This is a genomic window from Streptomyces sp. NPDC005784 (assembly GCF_042871525.1).
Lineage (GTDB): Bacteria > Actinomycetota > Actinomycetes > Streptomycetales > Streptomycetaceae > Streptomyces.
The window spans coordinates 23,556-42,788 of sequence record NZ_JBIAIQ010000057.1; the positions used below are offsets into that span (position 1 = coordinate 23,556).

General features: G+C 70.9%; 14 protein-coding genes. 7 read left to right on the forward strand and 7 right to left on the reverse strand.

The genetic code is table 11. The features are described 5' to 3' along the window. Nucleotides 1-8: 8 nt before the first annotated feature. A complete protein-coding gene (locus ACFYR3_RS42265; protein ID WP_355849505.1) occupies nucleotides 9-1,148 on the reverse strand; it encodes an aminoglycoside phosphotransferase family protein in 1,140 nt (379 codons plus the stop codon). Between ACFYR3_RS42265 and ACFYR3_RS42270 the strand changes: the two genes are divergently transcribed. After that, a complete protein-coding gene (locus ACFYR3_RS42270; protein ID WP_158997174.1) occupies nucleotides 1,147-1,320 on the forward strand; it encodes a hypothetical protein in 174 nt (57 codons plus the stop codon). The two genes, ACFYR3_RS42265 and ACFYR3_RS42270, sit on opposite strands and share 2 nt — an antisense overlap. Before the next feature lie 59 nt (nucleotides 1,321-1,379). Continuing rightward, nucleotides 1,380-2,879: a hypothetical protein gene (locus ACFYR3_RS42275; RefSeq protein WP_355849501.1), complete on the forward strand. Its 1,500-nt coding sequence runs from the start codon at nucleotides 1,380-1,382 to the stop codon at nucleotides 2,877-2,879. Between the two features lie 187 nt (nucleotides 2,880-3,066). Here ACFYR3_RS42275 and ACFYR3_RS42280 read toward each other — a convergent pair whose 3' ends face one another. Both ACFYR3_RS42280 and ACFYR3_RS42285 read right to left on the reverse strand, forming a co-directional pair. Further along, nucleotides 3,067-4,545 (reverse strand): PP2C family protein-serine/threonine phosphatase, encoded by a 1,479-nt coding sequence (locus ACFYR3_RS42280; RefSeq protein WP_389287564.1) that lies wholly within the window; start codon nucleotides 4,543-4,545, stop codon nucleotides 3,067-3,069. 296 nt (nucleotides 4,546-4,841) lie between these two features. Continuing rightward, on the reverse strand, nucleotides 4,842-5,522 hold the full coding sequence (locus ACFYR3_RS42285; protein ID WP_355849495.1) for a TetR/AcrR family transcriptional regulator: 681 nt from the start codon (nucleotides 5,520-5,522) through the stop codon (nucleotides 4,842-4,844). Between the two features lie 310 nt (nucleotides 5,523-5,832). Between ACFYR3_RS42285 and ACFYR3_RS42290 the strand changes: the two genes are divergently transcribed. Then, nucleotides 5,833-7,863, forward strand: a complete 2,031-nt coding sequence (locus tag ACFYR3_RS42290; RefSeq protein ID WP_389287566.1) for a phosphocholine-specific phospholipase C — start codon at nucleotides 5,833-5,835, stop codon at nucleotides 7,861-7,863. On the opposite strand, the gene ACFYR3_RS42295 is transcribed toward ACFYR3_RS42290, so the two are convergent. Beyond that, nucleotides 7,864-8,877, reverse strand: coding sequence for a Gfo/Idh/MocA family protein (locus ACFYR3_RS42295; protein ID WP_389287568.1), 1,014 nt, complete (start codon nucleotides 8,875-8,877; stop codon nucleotides 7,864-7,866). A 203-nt stretch (nucleotides 8,878-9,080) separates the two neighbouring features. Here ACFYR3_RS42295 and ACFYR3_RS42300 point away from each other — a divergent pair, with 203 nt between their 5' ends. Both ACFYR3_RS42300 and ACFYR3_RS42305 read left to right on the forward strand, forming a co-directional pair. Further along, nucleotides 9,081-10,499, forward strand: a complete 1,419-nt coding sequence (locus tag ACFYR3_RS42300) for a basic amino acid/polyamine antiporter (RefSeq protein ID WP_389287570.1) — start codon at nucleotides 9,081-9,083, stop codon at nucleotides 10,497-10,499. A gap of 33 nt (nucleotides 10,500-10,532) precedes the next feature. Continuing rightward, nucleotides 10,533-11,795: an arginine deiminase gene (locus ACFYR3_RS42305; protein WP_389287572.1), complete on the forward strand. Its 1,263-nt coding sequence runs from the start codon at nucleotides 10,533-10,535 to the stop codon at nucleotides 11,793-11,795. A gap of 42 nt (nucleotides 11,796-11,837) precedes the next feature. Here ACFYR3_RS42305 and ACFYR3_RS42310 read toward each other — a convergent pair whose 3' ends face one another. After that, nucleotides 11,838-13,406, reverse strand: coding sequence for an FMN-binding glutamate synthase family protein (locus ACFYR3_RS42310; RefSeq protein WP_389287574.1), 1,569 nt, complete (start codon nucleotides 13,404-13,406; stop codon nucleotides 11,838-11,840). A gap of 293 nt (nucleotides 13,407-13,699) precedes the next feature. Then, entirely contained in the window at nucleotides 13,700-15,277 is a 1,578-nt protein-coding gene (locus ACFYR3_RS42315) for an alpha/beta hydrolase (protein ID WP_389287576.1), read from the reverse strand. A gap of 268 nt (nucleotides 15,278-15,545) precedes the next feature. Here ACFYR3_RS42315 and ACFYR3_RS42320 point away from each other — a divergent pair, with 268 nt between their 5' ends. Continuing rightward, nucleotides 15,546-16,307, forward strand: a complete 762-nt coding sequence (locus tag ACFYR3_RS42320; protein ID WP_355849556.1) for a chaplin — start codon at nucleotides 15,546-15,548, stop codon at nucleotides 16,305-16,307. Nucleotides 16,308-16,423: 116 nt separating this feature from the next. On the opposite strand, the gene ACFYR3_RS42325 is transcribed toward ACFYR3_RS42320, so the two are convergent. After that, nucleotides 16,424-17,983, reverse strand: coding sequence for a glycoside hydrolase family 76 protein (locus tag ACFYR3_RS42325; protein WP_389287578.1), 1,560 nt, complete (start codon nucleotides 17,981-17,983; stop codon nucleotides 16,424-16,426). Between the two features lie 301 nt (nucleotides 17,984-18,284). Between ACFYR3_RS42325 and ACFYR3_RS42330 the strand changes: the two genes are divergently transcribed. Continuing rightward, nucleotides 18,285-19,142, forward strand: a complete 858-nt coding sequence (locus ACFYR3_RS42330) for a GNAT family N-acetyltransferase (RefSeq protein WP_356782908.1) — start codon at nucleotides 18,285-18,287, stop codon at nucleotides 19,140-19,142. Nucleotides 19,143-19,233: the final 91 nt, after the last annotated feature.

Here is a 19,233-nt window from a genome sequence, read left to right on the forward strand (position 1 = left end):
GTCCCCCTTCAGCGAGTGCCGACCGCCGCGCGAACGGCCCGACGGGCCATCTGGCAGTCGTCGTGCAGCCGCCTCAGCAGCAGCCGCTGTTCCTCGCCGGACGGCACGGCAGCCGGGTGGGCCGGGCCCGCTGCCGTCGGGGCCGCATCGTGCAGGGAACGCTGCACGGCCGTCTCGTACGTACGGATCTCGCGGGTCAGGACGATCATCAGGTTCACCAGAAAGGCGTCGCGCGCCGCCGGGCCGGCCGACTGCGCGAGCTGGCTGATCTGACGGCGCGCCACGGGAGCGTCACCGAGGACCGCCCACAGCGTGGCCAGGTCGTAGCCCGGCAGGTACCAGCCCGCGTGCTCCCAGTCCACCAGCACTGGACCGGCCGGTGAGAGAAGGATGTTCGACAGGAGGGCGTCGCCGTGGCAGAACTGGCCCATGCCCTGGCGGCCGGACGAAGCCGCGATGCCGTGCACCAGCTTCTGCAGGTCGCCCATGTCCCGGTCCGTGAGCAGCCCCAGGTCGTGGAAGCGGGAGATCCGTTCCGCGTAGTCCAGCGGGGCGTTGAAGGTTCCCGGCGGCGGCCGCCACGCGTTCAGCCGGCAGATGGCGCCGAGCGCGGCGCGGATGTCCGCGCGGGGCGGGGCCTCGAGCGGGTGGCGCTGGAGCGCGGCCACCCGGCCCGGCATGCGCTCGATCACCAGCGTGCAGTTGTCCGGATCCGCCGCGATCAGCCGGGGCACCCGAACAGGCGGGCGGTGCCGGACGAACAGACGGTATGCAGCTATTTCGTGCCGGATCCGCTCGGCCCAGACGGGGGAGTGGTCCAGTAAACACTTGGCGACGGCCGTGCTGCGCCCCGTCGTGCCGACGAGGAGCACGGAGCGTCCGCTGCGCCGCAGGACCTGGACCGGAGCGAACTCCGGACAGATCCGGTGCACCGACGCGATCGCCGTGCGCAGCTGGGCGCCCTGAGGGCCGGACAAGTCGAGTCTCCCGCTGAGCGGTTGGGTGCCGAGCCCCGGCACGCGCCGCGTCCGGCCGGCACCGAGCACGGGGGCCGCCTGACGCGCGGGGTCGAGGTAAGGGCCGCTGCCCACCGGGCGGGAGTGCAACGACCGGGGCGGAGCGGACACGGAGGACGATGCTGTGTACATGGGCGAAACAGATCCCTTCGTGTGCCTGCAAGTTGCCGCGCTGCCCGCCCCGGCCGCCTGGTTCATCCTGGGGAATGTCCCTGGCAACCGGGTCGGGGTGGCGCGTTCCTACCTGACACCCGACGTCCACTGGCACACCATCTGGCGCACCCTGGCGAACCCTGGCGAATAGTCGCTCAGCAACTGACAGGCGGTTACTGTCGAAATCAGCCGAGAACCTGGGGGCTTGACGTGAACGGACAACCCAACACCCGTCTGTCGGACCTGTTCGGCCTGGCCGGCTGGTCCAAGGGCGAACTCGCGAGGCTGGTCAACCGGCAGGCGGCGGCCATGGGCCACCCCCAGCTGGCGACCGACACCTCGCGGGTGCGGCGGTGGATCGACATGGGAGAGATCCCGCGCGATCCGGTGCCGCGGGTGCTGGCGGCTCTGTTCACCGAGCGTCTCGGCCGTGTCGTGACCATCGAGGACCTCGGTCTGGTCAGGCACGGGCGTACGGGGAAACGGCAGGGCGGCGGGAGTGTGGAACATCCCGACGGTGTGCCGTGGGCGCCCGAGCGGACTGCCGCGGTCCTCACCGAATTCACGGGAATGGACCTCATGCTCAACCGACGCGGCTTGGTGGGCGCGGGTGCCGCGCTCGCCGCGGGATCCGCACTCAGCACTGCCATGTACGACTGGCTGCACACCGATCCGGCCCTGACGGCCGACGCTCCGCAGTTCGAAGACCCCCTGCATGCCGAATCCGCCGGGTTCGACCGCTACGAGGCCGCCCCCATCGGGTCGCAGGAGATCGAGGAACTGGAGCGCTCCGTCGAGGTGTTCCGGGCCTGGGACGCGGCCCGCGGCGGCGGGCTGCAACGCAAGGCCGTGGTGGGCCAGCTCAACGAAGTGGGAGGCATGCTCTCCTACCGGCACCCCGACCATCTCCAGCGGCGCCTGTGGGGCGTCGCCGCCAACCTCGCCGTCCTCGCGGGCTGGATGTCGCACGACGTCGGCCTGGAGCCCACGGCTCAGAAGTACTTCGTCATCGCCGCCCACGCGGCCCGGGAGGGCGGCGACCGGCCCCGCGCCGGGGAGGCGCTCTCCCGAGCGGCTCGCCAGATGGTGCACCTGGGTCGGCCCGACGACGCACTCGACCTCATGAAGCTCGCCAAGTCCGGTTCGGGCGAAGAGGTGCTGCCCCGCACCCAGGCGATGCTCCACACCATCGAGGCCTGGGCGCAGGCGTCCATGGGCAAGGGCCAGGCCATGCGGCGCACCCTCGGTGTGGCGGAGGACCTGTTCGTCTCCGACCGCGGTGACGTACCCCCGCCCAGCTGGATGCAGTTGTTCGACGAGGCCGACATGCACGGCATGCAGGCTCTCGCGTACCGCACCCTCGCCGAGCACGAGCCGGCCGCCGCGGCGACCGCGCAGCGCCACGCCAAGGAGGCGCTGAAGCTACGGGAGTCGGGCCGGGAGCGGTCGAAGATCTTCGACCACATCTCCCTCGCGTCGGCCTGCTTCATCGCCGACGATCCCGAACAGGCAGACCGCTACGCGCGACTGGCCCTGACGTCGATGGGCTCCAACTCCTCCCATCGCACCTGGGACCGGTTGCGCGAGATGTACCGGCTCACCGGGCAGTACTCCAGCTATCCGAAGATCAGTGATCTGCGTGAGGAGATCAAACTCGCGCTGCCGAAGGGTTCGTTGAAGCCCAGGCGCGGCAACAGCGCGCGGGTGTAAGGAGCCTGCTCCTGCATCCCCGCGTGCGGGTCGGAGGCCGGGGCGGGTCGCGTTGCAACGTGCCGCGGTGGCTCGGCTGACAACGACGTCAGCCGTCAGGGGCCGATGCCGGTCCGGGCCGACTCTCCGTGTCGCCGGACTCCGTGGTCATCGGTTTCCGGTGTCGTCGGCGTCAGCATGATCGGCGTCAGGATCCGATCCGGGCGATGAGCACGCAGGCGTCGTCCTCGCGTTCGGTCTCGCCGAATTCCTCCACAACCATTCGTACACAGTCCTGGGCCGTACGGGCCTCGCCGAAGCGCGGGGCCAGGTCGAGCAGCCTCTGGACGGCCACCGTTCCTCCTCGGCTCCCGGCTTCGCCCGGGTCCGGAGACCCCGATCGCCGGGGCACCAGTCCCTCGGTGCGCAGGAGCAGCAGGTCGCCCACGCGGAGGCTTTCTTCGGCCTGCCCGTAGACAGCACCGGAGGTGGCTCCCAGCAGTACGCCGTCCGGTGCGGCCAGCGCACGCCCCGTCCCGTCGCGGAACAGCAGCGGGGCGGGGTGTCCTGCCTGCGCCCAGCTGAGGGTGCGGGTCGCGGGCAGGTAGCGGCAGCAGACGGCACTGCCCAGGGCGGGTTGGACGGTGGCGTCGAGCAACTGATTGAGCCAGGAGAGGAGTTGACCCGGCTGGGTGCCCGCCACCGCCATGCCGCGCAGGGCGCCGAGCAGCATCGCCATCCCCGAGGTCACGGTGACCCCGTGGCCGGTGAGGTCGCCGACGCTCAAGAGGGTTTCCCCGTCGGGGAGTTCGAGTGCGTCGTACCAGTTGCCGCCGATCAGCGCGCTCGTCGAGGACGGCAGATAGTGCGCGGCCACGTCCAGCGCCCGGGGGCCCTGGCGCGGGAACCGCAGGGAGCCGCGCCAGGGAGGCAGCACGGCCTCCTGGAGCTCGACCGCGAGCCGGTGCTCGGTCTGTGCGACGTGCTGTTGACGCTGGAGCGATTCACGGGTCTCGCCCACCGTCCGCTGACTGCGGCGCAGTTCGCTGACATCGCGCAGGACGGCCCACATCGAGGCGGTGCTGCCGTCGGTGTCGAGCACGGGCTCGCCCATCATGTGCACGGTCCGCACTCCGCCGTCGGGGCGCATGATGCGGAACTCCCCGTCGATGGGCTTGGCGTCGATGAGGCAGTCGGTGACCATCGTCGTCAGCATCGGCCGGTCCTCGTCGAGGACCAGGGAGGGCAGTTCGTCGAGGGTGAGCGGGGGAGCGGCGGCGTCGCGGCCCAGGATCTGGTAGAACTCGCCGGACCAGCTGGCCTCGTCCGTCAGCAGGTTCCACTCGGCGCTGCCGACCCGGCTCAGCAGTGAGCCGTGCCGGGATGCGGCCTGCCCGGTCCGGGCGGTGGGCGCGGTGGGAGGAGTGGCCGCCGGCTGGACGGGCACGGCCGGCGGTCCGTCCCGCAGCTGGGCCAAGTGCTCGTCCAGATCACTCAGTTGATGCAGTGCCAGATTGCACAGCGCGCGCTGCCAGCGTCCCTGCGCGTCCTCGCCGTCGGCGGGTGCCTCACGTCGAACGGCGTCCACCTCACCGCGCAGGCGCCGCGTCTGCGAGATGAGCGCGTCGACCGTGCCGCGCGGGGGCGGCTGAGCGGCGGGGCGGTCCGCAGAGAGATGGGGTGGCATGACGTACTCCGATGCGGGGACGGTACGACCTAGGCTGACGGAAGGACCGTTACGACTGTCGCACAGCCCACGACGCGCTGTAAGGGATTTGGCAACACCCGATACGGTCGTGCTTCTGGTATATGCCGCAGTCCTCCCGGAGCGGGCGACTGGTCCCGATGCGGTAGGTGTCGTTCGGGGGCAAGTCGTAGACACCGTACGCGACTTGGGGGTCGGGCGATGGACCCGTACAGGCCTCTCATTCTGCTGTTCGAGGGGCATTTGTGCGAGCCGCCTGTCATGGGTTCGTCTCCGTCTCAGAGCGAGCGCACGAAGTCCGTCGCCTCGGCCTCGTAGAGAAAGGACGGATCGATGCCCATCGAGGCGAAGTTGCCCTCGATCTCCAGGGCGACCATGCCGTGCAGATGGGCCCAAAGCATCGTGGAGCGCGCGGCGACCGCTTCCGGCACGTCCTCGAAGCCGTGCCGCTCCTGCCACTCCCGGAACTGCGCCGCCGCGCCGTCCGGCACGCGTGCGTCCGGCTCGGCCAGGGCGCTCACCGCCTCCAGGAGCACGGTCATCGCGGGCTGCGAGGCCTCGACCAGGCTCGCCGACTGGGCGTCGTAGCCCTGGAGGGGGGCCCGGAAGAGCAGGCGGTAGCGGTGCGGCTCGGCCAGCGCCCAGGCCCGGTAGGCCCGGCCCAGCTCGGTCAGCCGGGTGACGGCGTCCGCCGTGCAGGCCTCGGCGGTGCGGGAGAGGGCCGCCGCCAGGTCCCCGTAGGCGTCGATGACGAGTTCGGTCAGCAGGCTGTCGCGGTTGGCGAAGTAGCGGTAGAGCGCGGGCCCCGTCATACCCAGCTGCTTGGCGATCGCGTTGAGCGACAGCCCTTCCGGGCCGCCCTCGGCCAGCTGGCGCAGCGCCGCCGTCTTCACTTCCTGGCGCACCTGCGCGCGGAACCGGTCGCGCGGGCCCGTCCCGGTTCGGGTCTCAGCGGCCATGTCATCGCCTCTTCGGGTCGGGGTGCGGGTCTTCGGGCGGGCTGCCCGGCTCCTCCGCTTTTCGGTGGACGGAGCGCGGAGAAGTGCACTTCGTTAGATACTATCACGGTTGCGATAGGGAGTAACGAGCATCGGTGGGCGGTACCGAGCGGCCGCGGGCGAACGCAAAGGGGCGGCCGTAGGATCCGGACGGGCAGGTTCGACCGCTGTTCACCCGCCCTCACCGCACCCGTACGACCCCTGACGGTCGCCCCGGGCACGCTTGCCTGCGGCGTGCCGCAGGGGCACTCCAGTTGACCAGGGCGGGCGAATGACACCGATCAGCCGAAGAGGCTTCGTGGGGTTCGGCGCATCCGTGGCGGCGGGAGCCGCGCTGGGCGTCGGCTCGCGTCCAGCGGCTGCCGCGGCAACCACGGCAACGGCGACCGGCACGATCTCGGATGTACGGCACGTCGTCATCCTCATGCAGGAGAACCGCAGTTTCGACCACTACTTCGGGCGCCTCAAGGGCATCCGTGGCTTCGACGACCGCAGCGGCGTCACGCTGTCCGGCGGGTACTCGGTCTTCAACCAGCCGAACGGCCTGGGCAGGCAGTACCCGTGGAAGCTCAGCTCCACGCCCGCGGCGGGCGGCAAGGACGGCGAGACCCTCGCCCAGTGCAGCGGCGACCTTCCGCACTCCTGGTCCTCGCAGCACTCCGCCTGGAACAAGGGGCGGCTCGACAACTGGGTCTCGGGCGTCGGCAACGCACGGTCGCTCGGCTACCTCGACCGTTCCGACATCCCGTTCCACTACGCGCTCGCCGACAACTACACCATCTGCGACGCCTACTTCTGCTCCACACTCAGCGCCACAGGACCCAACCGCACCTTCCTGTGGAGCGGCAAGGTCGACGGCTCCAGCTACGACGGCGGCGACGAGTCCGGGCTGACCTGGCAGAACTACGCCGAGGCGCTCCAGGCGGCCGGTGTGAGCTGGAAGGTCTACCAGAACGCCCAGGACAACTACGGCGACAACGGCTGCGCCTACTTCAAGAAGTTCGCCGCCGCCAAGGCCGGTGACCCGCTGTACGACCGCGGCATGGCCTCCGTCCCCAAGACCACAGGCTCCACGCCCGACGACATCGCGGCCGCCATCAAGGCCGACGTCGTCGCCGGAACCCTGCCCCAGGTGTCCTGGGTGGTCGCCAACCAGGCCTTCTCGGAGCACCCGTACGCCCCGCCCGGCGACGGCGCCCACTTCGTCGACCTGGTGTACAAGGCACTCGCCGCCGACGCGAACGTCTTCGACTCCACCGTCCTGTTCCTCAACTACGACGAGAACGACGGCTTCTTCGATCACGTCCCGCCGCCCGCCCCGCCCGCCGGGACCGCGGGGGAGTACCTGAACGGGGTTCCGTACGGCCTCGGTTTCCGGGTCCCGATGCTCGTCGTCTCGCCCTGGACGCGCGGTGGCTGGGTCTCCTCGGAGGTCTTCGACCACACCTCGGTCCTGCGCTTCCTGGAGACGTGGACCAGCGCCCTGGGCAAGCCCGCGGCCTGCCCGAACATCAGTGCCTGGCGGCGCAGGGTCACCGGTGACCTGACCGGCGTCTTCGACTTCGCGCACCCCGTCTACGGCACCGCCGCGCTGCCCGCCACGAGCGTCATCGGGTTCGCCACCTGCGGCCCGCTGCCCAACCCGGTGCCCACCACCAACGCGTTGCCCGTCCAGGAGCCCGGCACCCGGCCCGCCCGCGCGCTGCCGTACCAGCCCAACGGCTACCTGGACCACCTGGAGTTCGGCGCGAGCGGCACGGTCCTCGCCTGGTTCACCATGGCCAACCAGGGTGCCCCGGCCAAAAGTGCGGCGCACTTCTCCATCCACCCGAACGCCTACCGGGACACCGTGCCCTGGCAGTACACGGTCGACGCGGGCGCCACCGTCTCCGACTCCTTCAACATCGGCTCGGGCTACGGCGACGGCAAGTACGACTACTCGATGGCCGGCCCGAACCGCTTCCTGCGCCGCTTCAAGGGAGACGCGACGAAGGCGGGCAAGTCGGCCGAGGTCGGCGTGCGGTACGCGACCGAGCCCGGTACCGGGAAGACGGCCGTCTACTTCAGGATGACCAACTCCTCCACCTCCCCGGTGACGTTCACCGTCACCTCGAACCACTACCGCTCCGACGGTCCCTGGACGTACACCGTCGCCGCAGGCGGCTCGACGGAGGACTACTTCAACGCGGTGGCGTACCAGGACGGCTGGTACGACTTCACGATCACGATCGGCTCCGACGCGAGCTGGTCGCGCCGGTTCACCGGGCACCTCGAGACGGGTGCCGCGAGCGTCAGCGGCTGATCAGGCGTAGAGGTCCGGGCGCGGGGCCAGCTCGACGGTCACCCGGCCGCCGTTCTCCAGCGCCCGGACTCCCGCCTCGGCGACGGCGGACGCCGCGTACCCGTCCCAGACGCCGGGCCCGGTGACCCGGCCCGACCGGGTCGCGTCCACCCAGGCCTGCACCTCACGGTCGTAGGCGTCGGCGAAGCGTACGAGATAGTCCTGCGCCACCTCCTCGTGAGTGCCGCCCGCCGTCGTCACGGTCATGGTGTGCTCGTCCCCGATCCGCGCGCTCCCCGACTCGCACACCGCCTCGCACGCCACCTGGTACCCGAATCCGGAGTTCACGAAGACCTCGACGTCGACCAGCGCGCCGCCGGCCGTCTCGAACACGACGAACTGGGGATCGATCAGGCCCTCGGGGGCGTTCGAGGACGGCTGGGGGCGCAGCACGGTCACCGCCGTGAGTTCCTGGCCCAGCAGCCAGCGCGCCGCGTCGATCTCGTGCGAGACGGAGCTGTTGACCAGCATCGCCGAGGTGAAGCCGGGCGGTGAGGCGACGTTGCGGTGCGTGCAGTGCAGCATCAGGGGGCGGCCCAGCCGACCGCTGTCCAGCAGGGACTTGAGGCGCTGGTACTCGGGGTCGTACCGGCGCATGAACCCGACCTGCGCCAGCCGCCGCCCGAGCCGTACCTCCGCCTCCACCACCCGCAGCGCCCCGTCCGACTCCGGCACCAGCGGCTTCTCGCACAGCACCGGCAAGCCGCGCGCGAAGGCCGCGAGCAGGGCCTCCTCGTGCGCGGGGCCCGGGGACGCGATCAGTACGGCCCCGACGCCGGGCGCGTTCAGCGCGGCCGCCGCCTCGGCGTGGACCGACACACCGTCGATGCCCGCCACCGCCGCCTCGGCGCGAGCGGTGTCGGGATCCGCCACGGCAGCGACCCTGGCGCCGCTCACTGCCTTGTCTATACGGCGTACATGGTCGGCTCCCATGTGTCCGGCACCCAGTACCGCCACACCCAACAGCTCACTCACGCGGTGCACACCTCTCCGACGACAGCTCGGACGCTTCCGTCCCTGTCATCCGATTGTCGGCCGGAGAGATCAATAACGCAGCACCCTGGCGGCTTCCTTTGCCGGGCATTCAGGGCAATTGGTTGTTAATGTCGCTCAAGTCACCAGACGACGTCGCCCGCATCGTGGTCGCGCACGACGATGCCCGTCTCCGCAGGACGCCCATGACGCAGGTCGACACGGAATTCGAGGCGGCACCGGCTGCCAAGCTGACAGTGGTCACTCTGACCATGCTGGTCGTCGGCTCCATGGTCGGCGCCGGTGTGTTCTCCCTCCCGCGACGGTTCGCCCAGGAGACGGGCGTGGCGGGCGCGCTGATCGCCTGGGCCGTCGCCGGCACCGGCATGCTGATGCTCGCCTTCGTCTTCCAGCGCCTCGCGATCCAAAGGCCCGACCTCGACGCGGGCGTCTACGCGTACGCGAAGGCGGGCTTCGGCGAGTACCTCGGTTTCTTCTCGGCCTTCGGCTACTGGGCCAGCGCCTGCGTCGGCAACGTGACCTACTGGGTGCTCATCATGTCGACCGTCGGGGCGATCGCGCCCGCGCTCGGCGACGGGGACACCGTCCTCGCGGTGGTGCTCTCCTCCGTCGGCCTGTGGGCCTTCTACTTCCTCATCCGACGAGGAGTGAAGGAAGCTGCGGCCATCAACCGGATCGTCACCGTGGCCAAGATCGTCCCGATCCTCGTCTTCATCGTCCTCGCCCTCTTCTATCTGAAGCCCCAGGTCTTCGCCGACAACTGGGGCGGCGCCGACTACGCGGGCTCGCTCTTCCAGCAGGTCAAGGGCACCATGCTGGCGACGGTGTTCGTGTTCCTCGGAGTGGAGGGGGCCAGCGTCTACTCCCGGCACGCCAAGCGCCGCGAGGACGTCGGCCGGGCCACCGTCCTCGGCTTCCTCAGCGTGTTCGCCATCTTCGCCTCCGTCACGATCGTGTCGTACGGGCTGATGCCGATGGGGGAGATCGCCGAGCTCAGACAGCCGTCGATGGCCGGAGTCCTGGAGAGCGCGGTCGGCACCTGGGGCCAGGTCTTCGTCAGCGTCGGCCTCATCGTCTCGGTGCTCGGCGCCTACCTCGCCTGGACGCTGATGGCGGCCGAAGTGCTGTTCGTCGCGGCCAAGGACGAGGACATGCCCCGCTTCCTGTCCCGCTCCACCGCCGCCGACGTTCCGGTGCCCGCGCTGCTGCTGTCGACCCTGCTCACCCAGGTCGTCCTGGTCGCCACCCTGTTCTCGGACGACGCCTTCGACTTCGCGCTCGACCTGACCAGCGCGCTGACACTCATCCCGTTCCTGCTGGCGGCGGCCTTCGCCGTGAAGATCACCCGGGGCAGGTTCGGCGGCGACCTCGTCATCGCCTCCCTCGCCACCGTCTACACCGCGTTCCTGCTCTACGCGGCCGGACTGAGGTTCCTCCTCGTCTCCTTCATCGTCTACGCGCCCGCCACCGTGCTGTTCGTGATGGCGCGCCGCGAGCAGGGCAGAACCCCGTTCTCGCCTCGCGAACTGGTCATCCTCGTCGTCTCGATCGCCGGTGCCGTCCTCGGGATCGTCGCCCTGGCGCTGGGCTGGATCAGCCTCTGACCCGTCAGCCTCCGACCTGGAGAAAGGCACACCGTGACCAGTCAAGACACCACGAGCCGCCCGGCGCACGGCGTTCACTCCGAGGTCGGCAGGCTGCGCAAGGTCCTGGTCTGCGCACCCGGCCTCGCACACCGCAGGCTCACCCCCACCAACTCCGGCGACCTGCTCTTCGACGACGTGATGTGGGTGGAGAACGCCCAGCGCGACCACGCCGACTTCGTCAACAAACTGCGGGGACGCGGCGTGGAGGTCGTCGAACTGCATGAACTGCTCGCCGAGACCATGGCCGTCCCCGCCGCGAAGGACTGGCTCCTGGACCGGAAGATCACCGCGAACGAGGTCGGACTCGGTCTCATCGACGGCACCCGGGCCTACCTGGAGTCCCTCGACCCCGCCCGCCTCGCCCAGTACCTGATCGGCGGACTGGCCACCGCAGACCTGCCCGACGAGTTCCGCTCCGGCTATCTCTCCCTGGCCCGCGAATCGACCGGGGTGCGCGAGTACCTGATGCCACCGCTGCCCAACACCCTCTACACCCGCGACACCACCTGCTGGCTCTACGGCGGGCTCACCCTCAACCCGCTCTACTGGCCGGCCCGGCACGACGAGACGCTCCTGATGAAGGCGGTCTACTCCTTCCACCCGGACTTCGTCGGCTCCCCCGTCTGGTGGGGCGACCCCGAACTGAGCTGGGGCCAGGCCACGTTCGAAGGCGGCGACATCATGCCGGTCGGCAACGGCGTCGTCCTCATGGGCATGAGCGAGCGCACCTCACGACAGGCCATCAGCCAGGTCGCGGCCGCGCTGTTCAGCAAAGGCGCCGCCGAGCACGTCATCGTCGCGGGACTGCCGAAACTGCGCTCCGCGATGCACCTGGACACCGTCTTCACCTTCGCCGACCGCGACCTCGTCACCCTGTATCCGGCCATCATGGACTCGGTGCACACCTTCTCCCTGCGGCCCGGCGACAAGGCTCCCGGCGTCGAACTCGCCGACGAGGGCTCGCGTGCCTTCACCGATGTCGTCGCCAAGGCGCTCGGACTGTCCGAACTGCGGGTCGTCGAGACGGGCGGCGACGTGTACGCCTCCGAGCGACAGCAGTGGGACAGCGGCAACAACGCCGTCGCCCTGGAGCCCGGCGTGGTGTTCACCTACGACCGCAACACCCAGACCAACACCCTGCTGCGCAAGGCCGGCATCGAGGTCATCACCATCGTCGGGGCCGAGCTCGGACGGGGACGCGGCGGCGGCCACTGCATGACCTGCCCCATCGTGCGGGATCCCGTCGACTTCTGACGCTCAGCGGGAGTTCCGGCACCCGGCAGGCGTCTTCGACGCTCAGAAGGAGTCCGGATCGGCGCCGGCCCAGTCCCTCGCCCAGGACGAGGGCGGCTCGGCGAGCAGCACCCCCGGCGCCAGCCATTCGTAGAGTTCCGCGTACGACCGTACGGCCGTGGGACCGACGCGCCGCAGCAGCCGGTGGGGCGTGAGGTCGCCCGGATCCCGTACCCCCATCGCGGCCATGATCCGGCTCGCGCTGTGAACGGTGCCCCGCTGGTAGCGGCGCACGCGCTCGGACTTGTCGGCCACGTCCAGCGCGCGGACCCGGCGGGGATCCTGGGTGGCCACGCCCACCGGACAGGTGTTGGTGTGGCAGCGCTGGGCCTGGAGGCAGCCGACGGCGAACATCATCGCGCGGGCCGCGTTGGTGTAGTCGGCGCCCTGGAGGAGCCGTTTGACGATGTCCGAGCCGGTGGCGACCTTTCCGCTCGCCCCGATCCGGACGCGGTCCCGCAGCCCGGTGCCGACCAGCGCGTTGTGCACCGTGATCAGGCCCTCGGTCAGCGGTGCGCCGATGCCGCCGCCGAACTCCGCGGGCGCGGCCCCGGTGCCGCCCTCCGAACCGTCGACCACGATGAAGTCGGGCGTCACGCCCTCGGCGAGCATGGCCTTGCAGACGGCCAGGAACTGACGGCGCGAGCCGACGCAGAGCTTGAAGCCGGTCGGCTTGCCGCCCGCCAACTGCCGCATCCGGGCGATGAACCGCACCAGTTCCCGCGGGGTGGAGAAGACCCGGTGGAACGGCGGCGACAGCACGGTCCGGCCCTCGGGGACATCGCGCGCCCGCGCGATCTCGGCGCTCACCTTCGCCCCGGGCAGGATCCCGCCGATCCCCGGGTCCGCGCCCTGGGAGAGCTTCAGCGACACGCACTTCACCTCGGGCAGCGCGGCCTTGTCCGCGAACTCCCGCGCCTCGAAGTCCCCTTCGGAGGTGCGGCAGCCGAAGTACCCCGTGCCGATCTCCCAGACGAGGTCGCCGCCGCCCCGAAGGTGGTAGTCCGACAGGCCGCCCTCGCCGGTGTCGTGCGCGAAACCCCCCAGCGCCGCACCCCTGTTGAGCGCCATGATCGCGTTCGCCGAGAGGGCCCCGAAACTCATCGCGGAGACATTGAGCAAGGCCATGTCGTAGGGCTGGGTGCACTCGGGTCCGCCGACGCGGACGACGGGCGGCTCGTCCGGAACCTCGACCGGACGCATCGACGGCTCCAGGAACTCGTGGCCGTCCGCGTACACATCGTGCTCGGTGCCGAACGGCTCCTCGACCTCGACGCCCTTGGCGCGGTCGTACACGAGGGCCCGCACCCGGCGGTCGTAGGGTTGTCCGCCATGGTTCCGCTCGACGACGTACCGCTGGAGCTTCGGGCGCAGCGCCTCCAGGAGAAGGCGGAGATGGCCGGAGAGGGGATGGTTCCGCAGCACGGAGTGACGTCGCTGCCACAGGTCCCAGCCGCCGAGCACCGTCAGCGCCAGCAGCGGGACCGCCGCGCACCACCACCACGCCGAGACGCCGCGGACGAGGACGAGCGCCCCGGCCGCACCGAGGGCGACGAGCAGCAGTGGGAGCATCCGGCGCACACCATGAGTCAAACCCATGCGGACGAAAGCCGCCGGTCGGGACACCGGCGGATCACGCGGATCGCGCGGGCCACGAAGCGTTCCGTCCGGTGGGCTTCGGTGGGGCAGCGCCGCCGACGTCGCCGAAGTGGACACGGGAGGTGCGGTCGACGGAGCGGGACGCCTCGGCCGTTCGGGGAGGGGCACCCCGGACCCGTCGGGTGGGACGGCCGACCGCCTGGCCGCCGGGCCACGCCCCTTGTCCCGCCGCGGTCGGCGGTCACGCGTCACCCGGTGGTCGCCGGTCAGTAGGTGTCCGTGTCCTCCGGGCCGCAGGAGCTTCCGCTGGCCGGCAGTGATCCGTACAGCAGGAAGTCGTCGACCTTCCGGTGCACGCACTTCGAGGACGCGTACCCGGTGTGCCCGTCGCCCTTGTTGTCGAGCACCACGGCGGAGGAGCCGAGGCGCTCGGCGGTCTCCAGGGTCCAGCGGTACGGGGTCGCCGGGTCCCCGCGGGTGCCGACGAGGAGCATCTTCGACGCGGGTACGTCGCGGACCTTGTCGCGTATGTAGTCGGTGCCCTTCGGGCGGCCGTAGCACATCAGCACCTGGGCGAGCCGGTACTGGCCGAAGACGGGCGACGCCTCCTCGTACGCGGCACGCAGCCCGGCGATCTGCCGGGTGACCTGGCCGGCGCTGGGCCGGTCCGGGTCGTCGGCGCAGTTGATGGCCATCAGGGCGGCGGGGAGATTGTCGAGGGGAACGTCCTCGTCGTCGACCAGCCCGCCGTTCTGCTTCGGCCGCTGCCGGGCGGGCGTGGAGGTGTGGGGCAGGGAGGCGCCGCCGTACAGCTGGGTGAGTCCGTGGGTGTCGCCGTCCTGGACCAGCAGGTTGAGGGCCTGTTCGAGGACGGGCCACATCGCCTTGCTGTAGAGCGCCTGGCCGATCGCCCCCACCAGGTCCTGCCCGGTGAACTCCTGGCCGAAGTCCGACGGCACCGGTTCCTCGTCGAGCGACTTGACGAGCTGGACCACCTGCTCGCCGGCGCTGCGCTCGTCCTGTCCGAACGGGCAGGCCATGTTCTTCGCGCACCAGGTGATGAAGTCGTCGAGCGCGGTCTGCTGTCCCTCGGCGCCTATGAGGCCCTGCTCGGCGATCGGCTCGGTGAGGGTGTCGACACCGTCGAGCACCATCCGGCCCGTCTTCTTGGGGAACTGGGCCGCGTACACCGCGCCGAGTCGCGTCCCGTACGAGAAGCCGAGGTAGTTGAGCTTCTTGTCGCCGAGTGCCTGGCGCATCACGTCCAGATCGCGGGAGGCGTTGACCGTGCCGATGTGGGGGAGGACGGCGCCGGAGTGCTCGGCGCAGGTGTCGGCGGCCTTCTTGACCGCCTTGAGCGCCGCCTGCACGTCGGTGCCGCCGGCCGTCGCCCCGAAGATCGCGTCCACACCGTCGCCGCAACTGACGGGCGAGGACCGGCCGACGCCGCGGGGGTCGAAGGTCACCACGTCATAGCCGTTCGTCAGCCCCATGAAGTCCTTGCCGCCCGCGGCGAGCTCGGGAATCCCGGCGCCGCCGGGACCGCCGAAGTTCAACAGCACCGAACCCCGTGAATGGCCCGTCGCCCGGTAGCGGGCCAGCGCCAGGTCGAGCGTGCCGCGGTCCGGCCTCGCGTAGTCCAGCGGGACGGTGACCTTGCCGCACTGCAGGTCTTCGGGCATGCCGTCCCCCTTGCAGGCAGCCCACGCGACCTTCTGGCCGTAGAACCGGGACAGGTCCGGCCTGTCGTCGGCGGTCGCCGCCATCGGCAGACCCGCCGCCAGCAGGGTCAGCGTGGCGGTGGCGGCTCCCACGACCGCGAAGCGTTGGTGCATCGACAGCATGCCTGCCTCCAGGGTCGCCCTGCGGTGGACCGGCGGTTTCCCCCGGATCACGATAGGCGCGGCCTCGGGGGCACGCCTCTGGGCGAGCGCGACCTGCTGCCGTGCCCTACTCTGCCCGCCGGCGTCCTTCGAACGGGGAGGGGCACCGTTCGATACGGGTGACGCTCGATGGGGTGAAAGGCCGATAAGCCATAACTCGGATGGGTCACAGGCGTTCTTGGCAATGTGGGCGACTGCCCGCGACGTTGTGAGGAAGGCAGTGAACCTTATGAAACGGGTGACCCGAAACAGCTTGATCGCCGCGGCCGCCGCCTCGGGCGCGCTGGCCGCGACCATGCCGGCCCACGCCGACTCCGCGGCGAACGGCACGGCGGCAGGCTCGCCCGGCGTGATCTCCGGCAACACCATCCAGCTTCCCGTGCACGTTCCCGTGAACCTGTGCGGGAACACGCTCAACGTGGTCGGGCTGCTCAACCCCGCCGCGGGCAACCGCTGCGCAAACGTGAGCGCCGGAGGCGGGGCCGCCGCGTCCGGCGGCGGGAGGCGCGGGGGAGCCGGCGCGCACGGAGGCGGCGGCACAGGCGGCGGCGCGCACGGTGGGCGTGGCACGGGCGGCGGCGCCTACGGAGGTGGTGGCGCGGTCGCGCACGGTGGCGGAAAGGATTCACCGGGTGTGCTCTCGGGCAACGGCCTCCAGCTCCCGCTGGATCTCCCGGTCAACGTCAGCGGCAACGCGGTGACGGTGGTCGGCCTCGGCAACGCGTCCGTCGGGAACGAGTCCGTCAACACCACGGACGCCGAGCCCCGGCAGCCGCACCACCCCGGGAACCCCGCCCCGAGGCCGTCCACCCCGCCCGCGGTGGCCCCGGACACCCGAGCGTCGGGGCAGGTCCGGCCGCAGAGCGGGGCGGTGCCGTCCCTCGCACACACCGGCGCGGACCAGACGATGCCGGCCATCGCGGCGAGCGCGGCGTTCTTGTTGGGCGGCGCGGTCCTGTACCGCCGGTTCCGGCCCGCCGCGGTCCGCTGACACGCGGCGATGACACACCGGAGGCTCCACCGGACGGGTGACCGGTGGAGCCTCCTCCAGGTGCGTCCGCCCCCGCGTTCCCCGGCGAGTCGTCTTCGGTCGTCTCGGAGGGAGTCTCAGGGTGCGGCGTCGAGCAGGTCGAGTGCGCTCTGCTGCCGGGCCGCGTCGGTGAGGTCCAGGGGGCCGGACCAGCGCAGACCGTACTGGTCGAGCGCGTTGCGGTCCCCTGCGTGGGCGGCGTCGGCCTGCCGTCCCAGATAGGCCGAGTACGGATGGTCGGGCAGCGCTGCGTTCAGCCGGCCGAGACCGCGGACATGAGCGCCCTTGAAGGAAGGGCCGTCGGCCCCGCAGCCGCCGCTCTCGCACGGGTCCCGGAGAATCCCGCCCGCCGTGTTGAGCATCGCGGACGTGGTGGCCGCGTCGGCGATCTGCCGGGCCGTGTCGAGCGTCCCGCTGTCGCCGGTCGCCCGGTTCAGCTCGGTGAGCGCCCCCAGGAGCACGCCCTGGTTGTACGACCACACGGTGCCGTTGTTGTTCCGGCAGGTCGACAGGTCGATACCGTCGGTCACCAGGTGTGCCGCGTTCACCATGCCTGTCGACCGGAACCAGGACCAGCCGGCCAGCGCCCGCGAGAGATAGGAACTGTCACCGGACACCCGGTTGTGCAGGGCCGCGTTGAGCTGGATGTACAGCGAGTTGGCGATCGCGTTCTTGTACGTCTTCGCGGTGCTCCACCACACCCCGCCGCCGCAGGTCGAGTCCCAGTAGGCCGCCATGTGATCGGCGTCGGCGCGCGCGGTGCTCAGATAGCGGCTGTCGCCGGTCAGGTCGTACGCGGCCACCCAGGCGAGCCCCCACCAGCCGGTGTCGTCGAGGTAGTCGTTGCGGAACTGCCCTCCCTGCGACCCTAGTTGGCGGTCGTAGGTCCTGGCGATCGCGTATTTGTAGCTGCCCATGCCGGTCACCCGGATGTTGTCGATCAGGGCCGTGAGCGCGTTCGCGGAGTTCCACCAGCCGGTGGTGGCGAAGAGCCCGGTGGAGTTGTCGTAGAACATCATCTGGGCCGTCGCGGCGGCCGTACGCCGCTCGCCCGCGTTCCAGGTCGTACGTGCCCAGGCGGTGCACGCGATGTCGGCGCGGTCCCCGGCCTTGCCGCAGGCGCGCAGGGCGCCGACGCCGAGGTTGCCCCAGTCGTCGACGTTGTACATGAGGGTGCGCCAGCCGCGCTGACCCGTCGGCACGGAGGTGTCCCCGAGCCGGCTGCCCGAACTCCAGGTGCGGCCACCGTCGAAGGACCGGTCGAGCCACACCTCGTCGCCGGGGCTGCCGTTGTCGAGCGACGCCCAGCCCATCGCGTCCGTGTCGTCGAAGTGCAGGGTGATGGCGCGGGAGAAGACAGTGGTGGAGACCGGGGTGCGGTCCTGCGGCGCGAGCGCGGGGTCGCGGGCGTCGCAGTACTTGTTGCAGACGGACGCGGCGGCGGACGCGAGGGTGGCGGACGTGGCGGTGGCTGGGGCGACGGGTCCGGCTCCGGCTCCGGCGGCGCGTGCGGGGAGTGCCGGCGCGGCGGGTGCGGGAAGCGCCCGTGCGGCGGGCGTGGGGAGTGCCAGTGCGGCGGAGAGTGCCAGGAGGACCGGAACGGCTCTGCTCAGACCGTGGGACAACGTTGTCTTCATGGTCGACCTCTGTTCGGGGAGAGGTGTAGGTGGGGGCGGAGAGCGCTCCCGGAAGTTAGTTGCGTGACGCGTGCGCGTCAATAGTTGTGGAGGTGTCGCGAGCCCCTGGGCTCGCACGGCACGGTGACGGCACAGCGCCGGGCGCGCGTGCCGAAGTGGCCGAATCCCTTCCCGCGTGGGGCGCTGGTCGCTGCGATCCGTAGGGAGATCGGGAAGGATGCTGCGCGTGCGGCAGGTCGGCGCATTCCGCGATCCGCGGGCGGCCGGCGCACCCCCGACCCGTATGCATTGGAGCGCCCCCATGACCTCTCCGGGACCCGACGGCCTCGTCGTCAGCCAGGCCACGCTCGACGACTGGAAGGTGGTCGGCGGCTGGGCGGCGGACGAGGGATGGAATCCAGGGCTCGCCGACAGCGCGAGCTTCTTCGCCCAGGATCCCGGGGGCTTCTTCCTCGGACGCGTCGACGGGGAGCCGGTCTCGGCCATCTCGGTGGTCAACTACGGCGCCGACTACGCCTTCCTCGGCTTCTACCTCGTACGCCCCGATCTGCGCGGCAACGGCTACGGCGTCGCCACCTGGGAGGCGGCCCTCGCCCACGCGGGTGACCGGACCGTCGGCCTCGACGGAGTGGTGGCGCAGCAGGACAACTACCGCAAGTCGGGTTTCGAACTCGCCTACCGCACCGTCCGGTTCACGGGCGTGGCTCCGGTGGGGCAGGAGCCGTCGGGAGTGCGGTCGGCCGAGCGAGCGGATCGTACGGCCATCACGGCGTACGACGGCGCGTGCTACCCCGCCGACCGGCCGGTGTTCCTGGACTCGTGGCTGGCCGCCCCCGGGCACCGCACCTTCGTCCGGCACGCCGACGACGGGCACCTGAGCGGCTACGCCGTGATCCGTCCGGCGCGTGACTCCCTGCGGATCGGCCCTCTGTTCGCCGACACCGCCGACGACGCCGGCGCCCTGTTCGCCGCGCTGGCCGTCGACGCGGGCGGGAGGGCGCTCGCCATCGACGTGCCCGAGACGAACACGGCGGCCGTCGCCCTCGTCGAGAAGCTGGGCCTGACGCCCTCCTTCGAGACGGCCCGCATGTACACCGGGCCGGTCAGGGCGTTCGCGGGCGCGCGCGTCCATGGAGTCACGTCGCTGGAACTCGGCTAGGCCGTTTCCTTCGGATCACCTTGCAGACCAGATGAAGATGGCTGCGAGGTGGAGTCCGGCGAGGTAGATGGTGGCGGTCTTGTCGTAACGG

Excerpts from the sequence above, each read along its gene's own strand:
- ACFYR3_RS42320 (WP_355849556.1), top strand. The coding sequence starts at position 15,546 with ATGAAACGGGTGACCCGAAACAGCTTGATCGCCGCGGCCGCCGCCTCG.
- ACFYR3_RS42300 (WP_389287570.1), top strand. The coding sequence starts at position 9,081 with ATGACGCAGGTCGACACGGAATTCGAGGCGGCACCGGCTGCCAAGCTG.
- ACFYR3_RS42280 (WP_389287564.1), bottom strand. The coding sequence starts at position 4,545 with ATGCCACCCCATCTCTCTGCGGACCGCCCCGCCGCTCAGCCGCCCCCG.
- ACFYR3_RS42270 (WP_158997174.1), top strand. The coding sequence starts at position 1,147 with ATGGGCGAAACAGATCCCTTCGTGTGCCTGCAAGTTGCCGCGCTGCCC.
- ACFYR3_RS42315 (WP_389287576.1), bottom strand. The coding sequence starts at position 15,277 with ATGCTGTCGATGCACCAACGCTTCGCGGTCGTGGGAGCCGCCACCGCC.
- ACFYR3_RS42330 (WP_356782908.1), top strand. The coding sequence starts at position 18,285 with ATGACCTCTCCGGGACCCGACGGCCTCGTCGTCAGCCAGGCCACGCTC.
- ACFYR3_RS42325 (WP_389287578.1), bottom strand. The coding sequence starts at position 17,983 with ATGAAGACAACGTTGTCCCACGGTCTGAGCAGAGCCGTTCCGGTCCTC.
- ACFYR3_RS42310 (WP_389287574.1), bottom strand. The coding sequence starts at position 13,406 with ATGCTCCCACTGCTGCTCGTCGCCCTCGGTGCGGCCGGGGCGCTCGTC.
- ACFYR3_RS42290 (WP_389287566.1), top strand. The coding sequence starts at position 5,833 with ATGACACCGATCAGCCGAAGAGGCTTCGTGGGGTTCGGCGCATCCGTG.
- ACFYR3_RS42265 (WP_355849505.1), bottom strand. The coding sequence starts at position 1,148 with ATGTACACAGCATCGTCCTCCGTGTCCGCTCCGCCCCGGTCGTTGCAC.
- ACFYR3_RS42285 (WP_355849495.1), bottom strand. The coding sequence starts at position 5,522 with ATGGCCGCTGAGACCCGAACCGGGACGGGCCCGCGCGACCGGTTCCGC.